The sequence below is a fragment of the Bifidobacterium sp. M0353 genome, assembly GCF_016100645.1.
In the GTDB taxonomy this organism is placed as follows: Bacteria; Actinomycetota; Actinomycetes; order Actinomycetales; family Bifidobacteriaceae; genus Bombiscardovia; species Bombiscardovia choladohabitans.
The window spans coordinates 459834-475056 of record NZ_JACFSB010000002.1; the positions used below are offsets into that span (position 1 = coordinate 459834).

Below are 15223 nucleotides of genomic sequence, written 5' to 3' on the forward strand. Positions count from 1 at the left end.
TCATTGTTTCGCATGTTGGTGGAGAGGGTCTGATAAAACGGTGTCGTTCGTATAATCCATATAATCAACATGTTGCAGATGATGGTCTAGTGGCTTAACCGTCGCGGGATGGAACAGCAGTGGCACTTATCGTTCAGAAATATGGCGGGTCCTCAGTGGCGGACTCGGACTCCATCAAGCGTGTGGCCAAGCGCATCATTGATACCAAGCGCGCTGGTAATGACATCGCAGTGGTGGTTTCCGCCATGGGGGACACCACTGACGATCTGATCGATCAGGCCATGGATGTGGATTCCAATCCTCCGGCCCGCGAGATGGACATGCTCATGACGGCGGGGGAGCGCATCTCCATGAGCCTGCTGGCCATGAGCATCCATGCACAAGGCGAGCATGCTCATTCCTTCACCGGTTCGCAGGCGGGATTCATGACTGATGCACGCTACGGCGCAGCCCATATCCGCCATGTTCGACCCCAGCGGGTCATGAAGGCTTTGGACCGAGGCGAAGTGGGGATTGTGGCAGGCTTCCAGGGGGTCAACGCCGACGGCGATGCAACCACCCTGGGCCGTGGCGGCTCGGACACCTCGGCTGTGGCCCTGGCTGTGGCACTCAAGGCGGATGTCTGCGAGATCTATACTGATGTGGACGGCGTCTTTACCGCCGATCCGCGTATTGTGCCCACCGCCCGCAGAATCGCTCGTATCTCATACGAGGAGATGCTTGAGATGGCGGCCGGCGGATCCAAGGTGCTGGCCCTGCGCTGCGTGGAGTATGCCCAGCGCTTCCGTATGCCCATCCATGTGCGCAGTTCCTTTTCCCATCGTCCGGGTACGCTGATCATGCCCGACGATGTCGATGTCGACAAGATTCCCAATCTGGAGACCGGCCAGTTGCCGGATCGCCCCGCTGCACACACCGACAGGCAACGGGATATGACGGAAGGAAGGTCATGACCAACGGCGAATCCATGGGTGACTTGTTCCCGGACCTGAACGGCCCCGAGTCACCTATCATCTCAGGGGTTGCCCACGACCGCAGCGAGACCCAGGTCAGCCTGCGGGCTGTGCCCGACCGACCCGGCGTGGCCGCGAGGCTCTTCACCATCCTTGCCGAGGGCGGCATCAACATTGACATGATCGTCCAGGCCGGGGCGGCCACCGGAACCGTGGACATCTCCTTCACCCTGCCGTCCGCTCAGGCTGATCAGGTGGTCCCCATGCTGGACGACTCCCGTGAGCAACTGGGGTTCCGCTCGGTCGACATCAATCCTGAAGTGGGCAAGGTGACCCTGGTAGGGGTGGGCATGAAGACCCACTCAGGCATCACCGCCACCTTCTTCCGGGCCTTGAGCGACCGGCATATCAACGTGCTCATGATCTCGACCTCCGAGATCCGCATCTCCGCCCTGGTGCCCATCCAGGACCTGGACGAGGCGGTACGGGCCATCCATACGGCCTTCCACTTGGATGCCGATCAGGTAGAGGCGGTCGTTTATGGCGGCACGGGTCGCTGAGAGGAGAGAGAGCAATGACGGATAAGGCTGATTTGGCGAACAACGGTCGCCGTGGCATCAATGTTGCCGTTCTGGGCGCCACCGGCCAGGTAGGCATGGTCATGCGCCGCATGCTTGACGAACGGGACTTCCCCGTGGCCGACCTGCGATTCATGGCCTCCTCCCGGTCTGCCGGCGAACAGTTGCGCTGGCGTGACAGGACCATCACGGTCGAGGACGTGGAGCAGGCCGACCTGAGTGGTATCGATCTGGCCATCTTCTCCGCCGGCGGTTCGACCTCGGGAACCTGGGCTCCTCGTTTCGCTGAGGCCGGAGCCTACGTGGTCGACAACTCCTCCCATTGGCGGATGGATCCCGAGGTCCCCCTGGTGGTGTCTGAGGTCAACCCCGAGGACCTGGACCTTATCCCCAGGCGGATCGTGGCCAATCCCAACTGCACCACCATGGCCTGCATGCCGGTGCTGAGCCCCCTGGCCAAGGCATACGGTCTGCGCCGCCTGATCGTCTCCTCCTACCAGGCTGTGTCGGGGGCTGGTCGTGCCGGCGTCCTCCAGCTGCGCGACGAAGCCAAAACGGCTGTGGAGCAAGGTGCTGACCGGCTGGTCTTTGACGGATCGGCCATCGAGTTCCCCCCGCCCACCAAGGTGGTGCGCACCATCGCCTTCAACGCTGTTCCTTTTATAGGCGACTTGGTCGATGACGGCAGCGGGGAGACCGACGAGGAGCAGAAGCTGCGCAATGAGAGCCGCAAGATCCTGCACCTGCCCGATCTGGCCGCCTCCTGCACCTGTGTGCGGGTAGGGGTCTTCACAGCCCACGGCATGAGCATCAATGCCGAGTTCGAGCACGACGTCACCCCTGACCAGGCCCGCGACCTGCTGTCCAAGGCCCCCGGAGTGAACCTGGCGGAAATACCCACTCCTCTGGACGCAGCCGGCAAGGACCCCAGCTTCGTGGGCCGCATCCGCCAGGACCAGGCCGTGGAAGGCAAGAGGGGATTGTCCATGTTCGTGGCCAACGACAACCTGCGCAAGGGGGCGGCCCTCAACGCAGTGCAGATCGCCGAGCTGATCGTCCGTAAGCACTTCGCCGACAGGATCTGATTGTGCCTCTGGGCTGATTGTGTGGCATGACCCAAACATCCTGTGTTGCCCCTGGAGCATGCACCGATCGGCTCTGTCAGGCTTCGTCTGCCCGATGGCTTTCATGTAGGGTCAGCCCTGCCTGGCTTCTGCTCGGCTCGAGGCTTGTGCAGCTTTTTAGCTGCGTTTCTCTGCCGTTGATCCAGCTCAAGTATCCCTTCGGCCGTGTCGCGGTCGGTGGCCAGTGCAGAGATAAGCCCGGCCCGCAGACAGGCGAGGATGCTGGCAACCTTTTGCGGCCCCCAGGCCACGCCTATCACCAGAGGGATTCGCTTCAGGCGTTCGAATTCAATCGATATAGTGCGTTCGCACAGGCTGGTTCGGATGTGGCGACCCTGGGCATCGATGTGGTGCCCGCAGATATGTCCCACGGCCTTGAGCTCGGTCACCTCCTTGATGAAAGCTGCATTCTCGTAATCTTTGAAAATGTGCCCTGACCTTCCCTCCTTGACCGACCCCACTCCCACCACCGCAGCATCGGCATGTCCGCCCAGAGTCAGGGTGTCGGCAATCTGGCGTTCTTTGCGCATGGCTTCAGCCACGGGTGTCGAAGAAAGGATCATGGGCACCGGCAGCGTCGAGTAGCTGCCGCCCAGTCGCTGGGCCAGCATGCGGCATATCTCCGGTGAATCCGTCATAGGATTGGTTGGCGACAGGGAGCCGATCATCTGCACGACCTTGGACTTTGCCCAGTTTCGCAGGGGAACTTCTCGTACCGTGTAGGCGACTGCGTTGCCATTGGAGACGGTTATCAAAGAGTCGGGCCTGGTCTGCTCAACCAGGAGAGATGCTGCGCTTCGGGGCACAACGTCATATCCGGTGCATCCCTGCGGCGGCTCCGAGACCCGGGCGCAACGGAGGTTGAATTGTCGGATCAGCCTGGACTCCAGGTCCTCAAGCCGCTCTAACGGATTTTCAATGGAGATCCTCACCAGTCCCCGCTCTTGGGCCTCTTTCAGCATTCGGGAGACGGAGGGACGGGAATAGCCTGTCGCCGTGGCGATCTGGGACTGCAGCATGTGATCCTGGTAATACATGCGGGCTACGCGAAGAAGCAGCTGGACCCGCTTGCGGGCATCGGAAGTGGTCATCATCTGTAAGTCGCTGAACATATGTACATATTATCAAAATCTATAAAACCAGCCCAGCTGTTCCAAGTGGTCTAAAGAAAGCTTTCACAATGCTGAAAATGAAATATGTGAAGATCTAAAGCTGTAGTCCAAGTACACATGTTCATCAATATCCTTGTTGTCCTCTGATGGCTCACATAGTCTGTGTCCTGTCAAAGGCACCGGAAGGAAAAGCCTGAAGACCGGTGCCGCGAAGTCGCAGAGCACAAACAACAAAGGAGTTCATATGGCATTCGCACGAACCATTCTGGGTGATGTCGATCCGAGCACGCTTGGCGTAGTCAACAGCCACGACCATCTGATCCGGGTGGGGGCCGGTGAGGTCTACTTGGACAAGGACCATCAACTGGATTCAGTCGAGAAGGCGGAGACCGAGGCCGGCTATTTCGCCAAGGCCTCGCTGAACTGGAGCAAGCAGGGCGGCACCGTGGTGGATATGTGCCCCATCAACTGTGGTCGTGACATCGAGAAGCTGGCCGAGGTGGCCCGCTCGGTGGAGAACCTGCAGATCATCGGAGCCACCGGCTTCCACCGTGAGCATGTCTACCTGGAGACCCAGTCCCACTGGATCAACCGCTACAGCGTGGATCAGATCGCCGACCTGGTCATCGCCGATATCCGCGAGGGCATTGACCGCAACGATTACACCGGTCCTCTGGTAGATCGCAGCCCTTATAAGGCAGGCGTCATCAAGATCGGCACTGCTTACGGAGAGATCACACCCTTCGAACACAAGTGCATGGAGGCTGCTGCCAAGGCGGCCATCGAAACCGGCGCTCCCATCAACACGCACACCACATATGGAACCTGTGGTCTGGAACAAGCCCAGACCCTGATCGGACTGGGGGTCCCGGCCGACCAGATCGCCATCGGCCACATCCAGCGCAACGCTGATGTCTACTACCTGGAGGAGATCCTGGACCTGGGTGTCTATCTGGAGATCGACGGCACGAACAGGATCAAGTATCAGCCCGATTCCAACAGGATGATGGAGCTCAAGGCTTTCAAGAAAGACGGCTATGAAGACCGTATCCTCCTGGGTACGGACTCCGGCAAGCGCTCCTACCAGAAGGTCTACGGCTCTGTGAGCGGCGTGGATTACAACCCGGCAGTGGACGGCCCCCGCATGATTGCCGAAGGCTTTGATCCCGATTATGTGGACAAGCTGCTCATTCGCAATGCCCACAACTTCTTCTCCTTCCGTAAGGAGGCCTGAGCGCAATGGCAGCAGACAAGACCCTGGAACGTCCCCAGCTCCAGATCGCTCTGGACACCTTTGATATGCCATCGGCCCTGAGACCTCTGAACGCGGCCATCAGCCAGGTCGATGTCATCGAGTGCGGAACCGTCCTGATCATCGCCGAAGGACTCAGGGCCGTGCGCGAGATTCGTGCCCTCTATCCCAATAAGACCATCCTGGCGGATGTCAGGATCGCCGAGGCTGGAGCGGTCATCTCCCGCGCCTGCTTCGAGGCTGGCGCCAGCTGGGTCTCAGTGGTTGCCGGAGCCAGCATGACCACGGTCGAGCAGGTGGTGAAGGTGGCCCAGGAGTTTGGCGGCGAGGTCCAGATTGAGCTTGGGGAGACCTACGATCCCGAACAGGCGCGCGAATGGCGGCGACTTGGAGCCACCCAGGTCATCGTCCACCGTTCTCGCGACGCCGAAGCGGCCGGAAAGCTGACCTGGGGGGAGGACGACAAGGAACGCATCCGTCAGCTGCATCAGATGGGCTTCAAGGTCACTGTGACCGGCGGGGTCACGGCCAAGGATCTGCCTTTCTTCCAAGGAGTTCCCGTCGGAGTGGTAATCTCGGGCCGCGGCATCGTCAAGGCTGATGACCCCCTTGCCGCCGCCACTGAACTCCGTGAGACCATCGGCAGGGTGTGGCCGCAATGAGTGGCAGCGTCACCCTGGGCATCTATGAGAAGGCCCTGAAGTCCCCCGCCGAGCCGGATGACTGGGATGCATTCATGTCCCATGTCGCGGCCGATGGGTTCACCTTCATGGATCTGTCCATTGACGAAAGCGACAAGCGGATGGCTCGTCTGGACTGGACGGCTGCCCAGGCTTCCGCATTCCGCCAGGCCGCTGACCGCCATGGCGTCCAGGTCGGAGGAATCTGCCTGAGTTGCCACCGCAAGGTCGGCCCCGGCTCGGCCGATCCGGCTATCCGCCGTCAGGCCTATGACATCTTCCACAAGGCGGTTGATCTGGCTCATGAGGCGGGCATTCCCCTGATCCAGGTAGCCGGTTACTACGCTTACTACGAAGACCCTGATCCCGACCAACGTGCCAGGTATGTGGAGGTTCTGGCCAGGGCTGCTGAGTATGCTGCTCAGGCGGGTGTCATGCTGGGCATAGAGAATGTGGACGGCAATGACATCACCTCCATCACCAAGGGTCTGTCCATCTGCGATCAGATCGGGTCCTCATGGCTGAGCATGTACCCGGATATCGGCAACCTTTACGAGCAGGAGCTGGATGCCGTGGCTGAGCTCAGGGCTGGAGCTGGCAGAATGCTGGCCATCCACGTCAAGGATGTGCTCCCGGGGCAGCCGCGTCGCATCATCATGGGCGAGGGCTGTGCCGACTTTCCCACGGCTTTCGCCGAGCTGACCCGGCAGTCCTGGTCGGGGCGGATCATGCTGGAGATGTGGAACGACGATTCGGACCAGGCCGATCAGATCGTCATGAATGCAAGGAAGAAAGTGGAAACCTGGTTGCGTGGGGCCGGCATGGAAGTGCTCGACCCCAGAGAGTGAGGCAAAGGTCGGCAGCCGCCACGGTTGCCGACTCGGGGGTGGTTGTGCCGGTCCTCCACCCCTTGGCATCAGCAGGGAGGCTATGATGCCAGCGGTCGCCCCTGGAGGGTCGACCCGATCGGTGGGAGTTTGAATGTGACAGGTCGTAATACGGACAGAAAGGACGTCGTGGTCCATGCTGGAAAGACGACCGTGTAGACAAGGAGCAAGTGATGGCAGAACATGCATATGACCTTTCGACCATTGGGGAGGGGCAGATCAGGCTCACGGTCAGGAGGGGTGAGCGGCTGATGAACGCCCGGTCGGTCCTGATGAACCCAGCCTGTTCCGAGGCCAATGTGGCTGGAGTTCTGGCTCAGCTTCAGCGCAAGACCCTATGGACCTCTTCGCTGCCGGAGGGGGTTTTGGGCGAATACGTCCTCAGCGAGTACAGATCCGTGGGCGTTGATCTGAGCACCATGGTCCGCAAGCCGGCCAGCCGAATCGCCCTCTACTTCATGGAGCCCGGCGAGCCCCCCATGCCGGCCAACGTCATCTACGACCGCGAGTACACCCCCTTCAGATCGACGGGGATCGAGGATTACGACTGGGACCGGATGCTGGACACCCGCCTGCTCTTTCTGACCGGCATTACGGCGGCTCTTACCGATACCACGGCCCAGGTGGTGACCTACGCAGCCGAACAGGCAGAAAAGCGGGGGATCGACATCGCCCTTGACGTGAACTTCCGCAGCAAGCTCTGGACCGGAGACCAGGCCAGAAGGGTTCTGGAGCCCATTGCTCACAAGGCCCGCATTCTCTTCTGCTCCATCAAGGATGCCAAAAGCGTCTTCGGAATCGAGGGGACCGGCGAGGAGGTCTGTGAGCAGCTCTACCAGCGCTTCGGCAATGAGTACATTGTCTCCACCAATCACCTGGATGGTCCTTACCTGAGGACCTCCAAAGGAATCAAGAAATACGTCACCACCACGGTTCCGGTGGTGGATCGTCCCGGCGCCGGGGATTCCTTCGTAGCCGCCACCCTCCATGGCTTTCTCTCCGATGATGTGGAGTGCGGTGTCAGATGGGGGCAGCGGGCCGCCGAGTATGCCCTGACACATATGGGCGATCTGACCCGTATCCGCGCCCAGGAACTGGATATTCCGCTGGGTGGGGATATCAATCGCTGACATCTCTTTCATGATCCAGGCCCGCCGCAGCATTCTCCATGGGCGGAGAAGGCGACCTGGACCCTTCGGTCAGACCCATACCGGGGTCGGGCCGCCGCCATCATGATCATCCGAGAAAGAAAAGCACCCATTATGAGTGATACACATGTCACGCAGGCCGGGCAGACGCTGACCGCATACGAGCAGATAGACTCTCGTCCCCTGACCGGTCATCAGAAAAGCATCATCGGCCTGGCCATAGCCGGCAACATATCCGAATTCTTCGATATGTTCCTGATTGGTTTTGTGGTCTCCCTCCTGACTTCGGCCTGGCATCTGACCGGGGTCTCCGCTGGCATCATCCTGGCCTGTTCTGGGCTGGGCACGGTCATCGGTTCCATCCTCTGGGGGCGTCTGGCCGATCGTTTCGGCCGTAAGCATGCCTTCCAGTGGTGTGTTCTCTGCTTCGTGGTCTTCACGGCCCTGTCGGTCTTCCTGCCTGACGGTGCCTGGATCCTGCTGGCCATCCTGCGCATCGGTGTGGGCATCGGCGTAGGCGGCCTTAACATCGTCTCCATCCCCTACGTCCAGGAGTTCGTGCCGGCCAGGCAGCGCGGCATGCTCTCCGGCCTGGCTTCGGTCTTCATCCCCATGGGTCTGCTCCTGGGATCCGTCTCGCAGAGCCTGATTGGCGACAATTGGCGTGTGCTGGTGGCACTGGGCGTTATTCCCGTCCTTCTGCTGTTCTGGTTGGCGACGGTGCCCGAGTCCCCCCGTTTCTACCAGAGTGTGGGTCGTGACGACGATGCCCGCAAGGCCTTGGCTTGGGCCCTGGAGCTTCCCGCGGACCAGGTCGGTGCCTTGCCCAAGGTCCAGCAGGAGCAGAAGGCCAGCTATCACCTGCTCTTGTCCAAGCATCTCAAGCCGCTGGTCATCATTTCGGTCGGATCCTTCTGCTTCATTCTGGGTTCCTTCGCCATCCAATCCTGGGGACAGACGCTGATGAAGGATGCCTTCGGCTTTTCAACGCAAATGGTGGCCTACCTGTTCATGGGCGTCTCCGTGGCCGACTGCATAGGCAGATTCGGCTCTGCCTGGCTGGCTGACATCATCGGCCGGCGCTGGACCATGTTCTCCTTCGGCATCATCGGGGCCTTGGGATGCTTCTATGCAGCCTTCTTCCATAATTCCGGCTGGCAGTTCTACATCGCCGTCCTGGTCATAATGACTTTCGCTGACGGTGTTTTCGGCATTCTCAACGCCTTCGGCGGAGAGCAGTTCCCCAACGATGTCCGCTCCACCGGGCTGGGGCTGGGATACGGCATCGGCGCTACGGCCAAGATTGTAGGTCCTATATTCATGGGGCTCCTGGTGGGCGGCGACTATGTCTCCCAGCACATCAACATCGGCGTTGTCACCACGGCATTCACCTTCTTCGGTGTCTGCCTGGTCATCGGCGCCGTCGTATACCTCTTTGCCCAGGAGACCAAGGGCAGGGATCTGGAAAGCCTGTGAGGATGCACAGCAAGGTCTGCACGCGCAGGTAAGCGAACCGGGCCGGATTTTCGCAGGAAGATTCGGCCTCTTATTGGAAATGGTGGTGGTTCTAATGACGTCCTTGGCTGATTTCCCTGACGAGGTACGTGTCGAAGTAGGTCTGGTCCGTGAGCATGTTGCTGCCCTGCATGAGCAGTTGATCAAGTGGGGGCTGGTGATGTGGACGGCGGGGAATGTCTCACAGCGTCTGCATTCAGCCGACTTGCTGGTGATCAAGCCATCCGGGGTGCGCTATGAGCAGTTGACTCCGGAATCAATGGTGGTCACGGATCTGGAGGGGCATGTGGTGGATGGATCTGCCGCCCCCTCCTCGGATGTGTTTTCGCACGCTTACATTTACCGACACATGCCTGAAGTGTTTGGCGTGGTGCACACGCATTCGACCTTTGCGACGGCCTTCGCTGCAGTGGGCCGGTCAATTCCATGTGTATTGACAATGATGGGTGATGAGTTCGGCGGTCCGGTGCCGGTGGGTCCATTCGCACTGATCGGTTCGGACCAGATAGGTCGTGGGGTGGTCGAGACCCTGGCGGAGCATCCGGGCTGCCCTGCAGTGCTCATGCGCAATCACGGCCCCTTCACGGTCGGGGCGGATGCCGAAGCAGCGGTGAAGGCGGCGGCGATGACGGAGGAGGTGGCGCGTACGGTATGGGCCGCTGAGCAGATTGGTACGCCCGTGCCCCTGTCCGACGAGGACGTGGCCAGTCTGAACGACCGCTACCAGCACGTGTACGGCCAGCATTGAATCTAAATGCGATGTCTCGCCCCGGCATGCGGGTGACGCCAGCGCAGATGCTTGTCACGGCGGATTCGAATTAGACTGGAGACCATGACCAGATCTTCCCAAGAAGTGCAGCGGCAACTGGATCGGATCGTGGCCCTGGGCTATCCGGATGTGGCGGACATCAGCGCCGCCGCGTTCAGAGCCTTGGCCCAGCCCCTGATCTCCGCGCTGGAGTCCACTGAGCTGGGCGAGCAGATCCTGCTCATCCCTACCAGGGAGCTGGTCTCGCCCGAGTCGCTGATCGCCCGGACCAGCATCAATCGTATGGCCGGTTTTACCACTATGCCGCCGCGCGACATCGCCAGCTTCCTGCCCCAGAACGGGTTCGAGCCGCCGGAGGGGCCCTTCTACCTCGTCCTGGAGCCACATACCGGTACCTGCTACACCAACCGCGAGCCTGATGTGGCCCGCAAGCTGATCGACTCCGATGATCGTCTTCCCCTGACCTTGGAGGAGGGACTGGCCATCGCCACCCAGCATCCCGACTGGCTGGCGGTCAAGAACGGCTTCAACCTGCTGGGGTCCCACAGCGCCGATGGGCGCGTGCCCAGCATCTGGATGAGCCAGAACGCCCCCCGTCTGGGTTCGGTCTGGCCCAACTCGCGTCACACTTGGCTGGGCAACGCCTATTGCGAGGGCCGTCGCGGCGTCTCCCTCTTCCAGTGAATCTCTTCCACCGAATCTTATGAATCCTATGCAGTGAGCACTCTGTCAGTGCTTGCATCGTGCGGTGTTTGCATCCTTGGCAACCCTGCGGATTATGCCAAACCTTGCGCGCTCCCCGTCCCCTGCGTCGGAATGCGGACCCGGACTGCATGTCCCGGCTCTCCTCCGGTAAAATAATGGCACCCCCGGTACGGTTTTGGTCTGCCCGAACACCCATGGCCGGGTGACATTGTGGTTTCCGACGAACGAAAGAAGGAGGAGAGATGGATCAGGATCGTGCATCCGTGTTTGATCTTGCGGCCCAGGCCGCGGCGTCCAATGGAGGGAACAACGACCTGCTGCTGCCTCCCCCCAGGTTCGTGGGTTCGCCGCAGAAGCCCAGTGCCATGCCCTACAACAAATATGTGGCCTACAACAAGCAGGTCCCCTTTGACTACCCGCAGCGCACCTGGCCGGGCAAGACCCTGAAGCGGGCGCCCCGTTGGTGTTCGGTCGATCTTCGCGACGGCAACCAGGCCCTGGTCGACCCCATGGATTCCGAGCGTAAGCTGCGATTCTGGAATCTGCTGATCTCCATGGGCTTCAAGGAGATCGAAGTGGGCTTCCCCTCGGCCTCCGAGACCGATTATGACTTCATCCGCTTGCTGATAGAGCGCGAGCTGATTCCCGACGACGTGACCATCGTGGTCCTGACCCAGGCCCGCGAGCACCTGATTCGCCGCACCTATGAAGCCCTGCGTGGGGTCAAGCGGGCCGTGGTCCACTTCTACAACTCGGTCTCGGTCCTGCAGCGGGAGGTCGTCTTCCACAAGGACAAGGCCGGGATCAAGAAGCTGGCCACCGACGCCGCCGAACTCTGCCGCTCCCTGGAGGCTGATGCCGGGGGCACTGATCTTTCCTATGAGTATTCGCCCGAGTCCTTCTCCGGCGCAGAGCCCGAGTATTCCCTGGAGGTCTGCAACGCGGTCATCGACGTGATCCGGCCCACGCCGGAGCACCCCATGATCATCAATCTGCCCAACACCGTGGAGATGACCACCCCCAATGTCTTCGCCGACGAGGTGGAGTACATATCCACCAACCTCAGGGACCGGGATGCGGTGGTGCTCTCCCTGCACCCCCACAACGACGAGGGCATGGCTGTGGCCGCCACCGAGCTCAGCCTGCTGGCCGGGGCCGACCGGGTGGAGGGCTGTCTGCTGGGCAATGGCGAGCGCACCGGCAACGTCGACATTTGCACAGTGGGGCTGAACCTGCTGGTCCAGGGGATCGACCCCCAGCTGGACTTCTCCGACATGCCCGGCATCCGTCGGACGGTGGAGTACTGCAATCAGATCGCCGTCTCCGAGCGGCACCCCTACGTCGGCAACTTCGTCTTCACAGCCTTCTCCGGCTCCCACCAGGATGCCATTAAGAAGGGCCTGGATGCCCGGCAGCAGGCGGCACTGCGCGCCAACGCCAACCCCGACGACTTCCTCTGGCTGGTGCCCTACCTGCCCATCGATCCCAAGGATGTGGGCGGCAACTACGAGGCCATCATCCGGGTCAACTCCCAGTCGGGCAAGGGCGGCATGGCCTACCTGCTCAAGGCCAACCATCATCTGGATCTGCCCAAGCGCCTCCAGGTGGAGTTCGAGCGGCTGGTCCAAAGCTATGCTGACAGGACCAAGCGCGAGGTCAAGGATGCCGACATCTGGCGGCTCTTCAAGGACGAGTACCTGCCCGTGGAGGCCGGCGGGAGCGTGGTCGGCGGCGAGTCCATGGCCGACCAGCGCGACGAGACCCTGCAGCAGTGGGGCCGCTTCAAGCTGCTGAATGTGGCAGTCACCTCCGGCGAGGACGGTTCCGACACAGTCCTGGATGCCACCCTGCTGGACCGTGGGCTTGCCCCGGGCGATCCCGAGGAGCGTCGTCGTGTTCAGGGACATGGGAACGGTCCTATTGCGGCCTTCCTGGATGCACTCAAGTCCCTGGACCAGACCGTCTCGGTCCTGGATTACGCCGAGCACGCCATGACCGCCGGCACGGATGCTCTGGCGGCTTCCTACGTGGAATGCCAGGTGGGCGAACCGGCCAGGTCCCGGGTGATCTGGGGTGTGGGCATCGACTCGTCCATCTCCACCAGCTCCCTCAAGGCCATCATCTCGGCGCTCAACCGCTTCCAGCGCGGCTGAGGGCCAGAAAATCCAATACCCGTCATTCAGGTCCGATCCGGACGCACAGCTACGCCCGGGTCGGACCACATTGTCTGAACTGGTATACCGCTGGCTGGTTTACTCCTGGGTTGACTCGGTCCCTGAGTTGCCCTGAGTGCTGCCTTCGTTGCCGCCCTCATTGCTGCCGCTGTTGTCTTCGTTCTCCGTTCCACCTCCAGCGCCAGCGCCTGAACCACTGCCGGATCCGGACTGCCCCTGCTCGGAGTTCTGGCGCTGGGAGCGCTGCTGGGGGGCGTATGAGTATTCACGGTTGCGCGTGGACGAGCTGCTCTGCCTGGATCCGGTGCCCCAATTGCCTTCCGGGCCACCGACCTTGCCGTGGTCCTCTGCATCCGGGAAACGCTCCACCGGACTGTTGCCCAGGGCCGACTTCATGTATTGGGTGAAGAGCTGGACCGCATAGAAGTCGTCGTGATAGCGATCCGGCACCTTCAGGGCCCCGCCGTCCTGCCCCTGGTTCCAGACGGCGAAGGTGGTCAGGAGCGAGGGGGTGAATCCGATGAAGGAGATGGCGGTCTGGTCATTGGCCGTGCCGGTCTTGCCGGCGATGGGCCTCCCCAGGGAACGGGCATAGGACGCAGTGCCACGCTGGACCGTGGTGGTCATGGCCTTCTGCAGCAGAGCCACCTGATCGGCGTTGAAGACCTGATCAGACTGGATTGCGGCCGTGTAGAGCTCCTGATCCTTGGCGTCCTTGACCTGAGCGACCAGGTGCAGTTTGGGTCGTTGCCCCCCGTTGGCCAGAGTGGCGTAACCCTGGGTCACGTCATAGACCGAGAGAGCGTCCACACCCAGGGTGTCGAAGGTGGTCGTATCGTCGATTTTCCCGGTGATGCCGGCTGTGTGGGCCACTTGGGCAACCTTTTGCGAGGTCATGTGCTCGCCCAAGTCCATGAAGACCGTGTTGACCGAATTGGCGAATGCCGAGTAGAGGTTGATGTACCCGTAGCTGACATTACCGGCGTTGGCGACGGACTTGCCCACGCTGGAGAAGGTACGCGGTGAATTGCCGTTGAAGACCGTGTTCAGGCTAACCCCGTCCTGGATGGCGCCCAGGAGTGTGTAGGCCTTCATGGTCGAACCCACCTGGAAGGTCGCCTGGTCCACGTTGTTGAGCTGGTGTGTCAGGTAGTCGTCACCGGCGTACAGGGAGACGATGGCCCCGGTCTTGGGGTCGACCGAGAGCCCCCCGATTTGCAGAGTGGGCGGCAGATGCTTGTTTCCTGTGGACGGACTGGCCACTTGGAACATCAGATCCTGTTTGTCCTTTTGGATGGTGGTGATGATCCGGTAGCCGCCTGTATCCAGGTCATCCGCTGTGAAGGGGGCCTTTTTTCCGGAGGACAGCTCATTGCGGACCATGCGTAGCAGGTAGCCGTTGGGTCCCTGGTAGACGTTCTGCGGCATGTATTTGATGGTCTGCGGCATTTGGGCGTTGGCCCTGTCCTGGTGACTGATGTAGTGGTCCTCCTCCATGATGGCCAGCACGCGGTGGAAGCGCGACTCGGCCTGCTTGGGGTTGACTGCCGGATCCCAGGAGGCAGGGGCGGGGATGATGCCAGCCAGCATGGCCGACTCAGGCATGGTCAGGTCCTTGGCGTCCTTACCGAAGTAGTTCTGCGCGGCGGCCTGGATCCCGTAAGCGCCACGGCCGAAGTAGATGGTGTTCAGGTAGTTGCACAGGACGGTGTCCTTATCTTCCGTCCTGGAAATCTTCAAGGAGAGAATGGCCTCGCGCAGCTTGCCCCTGTAGGTGGTGGTCTCGCCCAGATAGTAGCGCTCGGCATACTGCTGGGTGATGGTGGATCCGCCCTGACGGGTGCCCTTGGTCACGTTGTTGAAGAGCGCTCGGCTGATGCCTTTGAGGTCGATGCCGTTGTCCTTGTAGAAGGTGCGGTTTTCCGAGGCAACGACCGCATTGCCCGCATACTTGGGCAGGACCGAGCAGTTGATGATCTCCCGGTTCTGATTGGCGTAGGTTCCGATGGGGGTGGTGCCGTCCGCATAGTAGACCGTGGTCTTTTGTGCCAGGGCCTGCTTCTCAGGCGGGATGATTTCAGTGGTCAGATACAGGTATGCGAAGGCCGCCGCCCCGGCGACCAGCACCAGTCCCAGCAGGGCCAGGGTCCACTTAAGTACGCGATGCGATTTGTGGGGCCGTCCGCGACGGGGTCCGCCGCCCCGGGGTTTGCGGTCGGCATGCCGCGAGGTGAGCCTGTCAGCGCGATTCCTGCTGCCGCGCGTTCCGGACTGGGTCCTGCGTGTGGGCGAGGTCGAACTGACTGAACGAGTCTGATTGGCCATG

General features: G+C 61.1%; 13 protein-coding genes. 11 read left to right on the forward strand and 2 right to left on the reverse strand.

All coding sequences use genetic code 11. From position 1 onward, the window contains the following. The first annotated feature begins 119 nt into the window (after positions 1-119). From H3V04_RS07430 to H3V04_RS07440, 3 genes are read left to right on the forward strand one after another with little or no spacing between them, the layout of a single operon-like run. Positions 120-953, forward strand: coding sequence for an aspartate kinase (locus tag H3V04_RS07430; protein WP_198177181.1), 834 nt, complete (start codon positions 120-122; stop codon positions 951-953). Further along, positions 950-1513: an ACT domain-containing protein gene (locus H3V04_RS07435; protein ID WP_029678247.1), complete on the forward strand. Its 564-nt coding sequence runs from the start codon at positions 950-952 to the stop codon at positions 1511-1513. Before H3V04_RS07430 ends, H3V04_RS07435 begins: the two co-directional genes overlap by 4 nt. A gap of 14 nt (positions 1514-1527) precedes the next feature. Next, positions 1528-2616 carry an aspartate-semialdehyde dehydrogenase gene (locus H3V04_RS07440; protein ID WP_198183158.1) on the forward strand — a complete coding sequence of 363 codons (1089 nt, stop codon included), beginning with the start codon at positions 1528-1530 and terminating at the stop codon, positions 2614-2616. 101 nt (positions 2617-2717) lie between these two features. On the opposite strand, the gene H3V04_RS07445 is transcribed toward H3V04_RS07440, so the two are convergent. Next, the gene (locus tag H3V04_RS07445; RefSeq protein WP_232342625.1) at positions 2718-3767 is read right to left on the reverse strand and encodes a sugar-binding transcriptional regulator; all 1050 of its coding nucleotides are present in this window, start codon (positions 3765-3767) and stop codon (positions 2718-2720) included. 244 nt (positions 3768-4011) lie between these two features. On the opposite strand from H3V04_RS07445, the gene H3V04_RS07450 reads away from it, so the two are divergent. The 8 genes from H3V04_RS07450 to leuA all read left to right on the forward strand — a co-directional run bounded on the left by H3V04_RS07450 (position 4012) and on the right by leuA (position 12876). After that, positions 4012-5001 carry a phosphotriesterase gene (locus H3V04_RS07450; protein ID WP_045935859.1) on the forward strand — a complete coding sequence of 330 codons (990 nt, stop codon included), beginning with the start codon at positions 4012-4014 and terminating at the stop codon, positions 4999-5001. Between the two features lie 5 nt (positions 5002-5006). Next, positions 5007-5681 carry a 3-keto-L-gulonate-6-phosphate decarboxylase UlaD gene (locus H3V04_RS07455; protein ID WP_198187835.1) on the forward strand — a complete coding sequence of 225 codons (675 nt, stop codon included), beginning with the start codon at positions 5007-5009 and terminating at the stop codon, positions 5679-5681. Then, positions 5678-6547, forward strand: coding sequence for an L-ribulose-5-phosphate 3-epimerase (locus H3V04_RS07460; RefSeq protein WP_198187837.1), 870 nt, complete (start codon positions 5678-5680; stop codon positions 6545-6547). Before H3V04_RS07455 ends, H3V04_RS07460 begins: the two co-directional genes overlap by 4 nt. Positions 6548-6759: 212 nt before the next feature. After that, positions 6760-7716 carry a sugar kinase gene (locus tag H3V04_RS07465; protein WP_198177185.1) on the forward strand — a complete coding sequence of 319 codons (957 nt, stop codon included), beginning with the start codon at positions 6760-6762 and terminating at the stop codon, positions 7714-7716. 132 nt (positions 7717-7848) lie between these two features. Continuing rightward, positions 7849-9210, forward strand: coding sequence for an MFS transporter (locus tag H3V04_RS07470; RefSeq protein ID WP_198187839.1), 1362 nt, complete (start codon positions 7849-7851; stop codon positions 9208-9210). Between the two features lie 94 nt (positions 9211-9304). Beyond that, the gene (locus H3V04_RS07475) at positions 9305-9997 is read left to right on the forward strand and encodes an L-ribulose-5-phosphate 4-epimerase (RefSeq protein WP_198187840.1); all 693 of its coding nucleotides are present in this window, start codon (positions 9305-9307) and stop codon (positions 9995-9997) included. An 84-nt stretch (positions 9998-10081) separates the two neighbouring features. Continuing rightward, the gene (locus tag H3V04_RS07480) at positions 10082-10702 is read left to right on the forward strand and encodes a DUF5701 family protein (protein ID WP_198177187.1); all 621 of its coding nucleotides are present in this window, start codon (positions 10082-10084) and stop codon (positions 10700-10702) included. 263 nt (positions 10703-10965) lie between these two features. Beyond that, the gene (leuA, locus tag H3V04_RS07485; protein ID WP_198187841.1) at positions 10966-12876 is read left to right on the forward strand and encodes a 2-isopropylmalate synthase; all 1911 of its coding nucleotides are present in this window, start codon (positions 10966-10968) and stop codon (positions 12874-12876) included. Positions 12877-12975: 99 nt separating this feature from the next. Here the strand turns inward: leuA and H3V04_RS07490 are convergent, their stop codons facing one another. After that, positions 12976-15222: a transglycosylase domain-containing protein gene (locus H3V04_RS07490; protein WP_198187842.1), complete on the reverse strand. Its 2247-nt coding sequence runs from the start codon at positions 15220-15222 to the stop codon at positions 12976-12978. Position 15223: the final 1 nt, after the last annotated feature.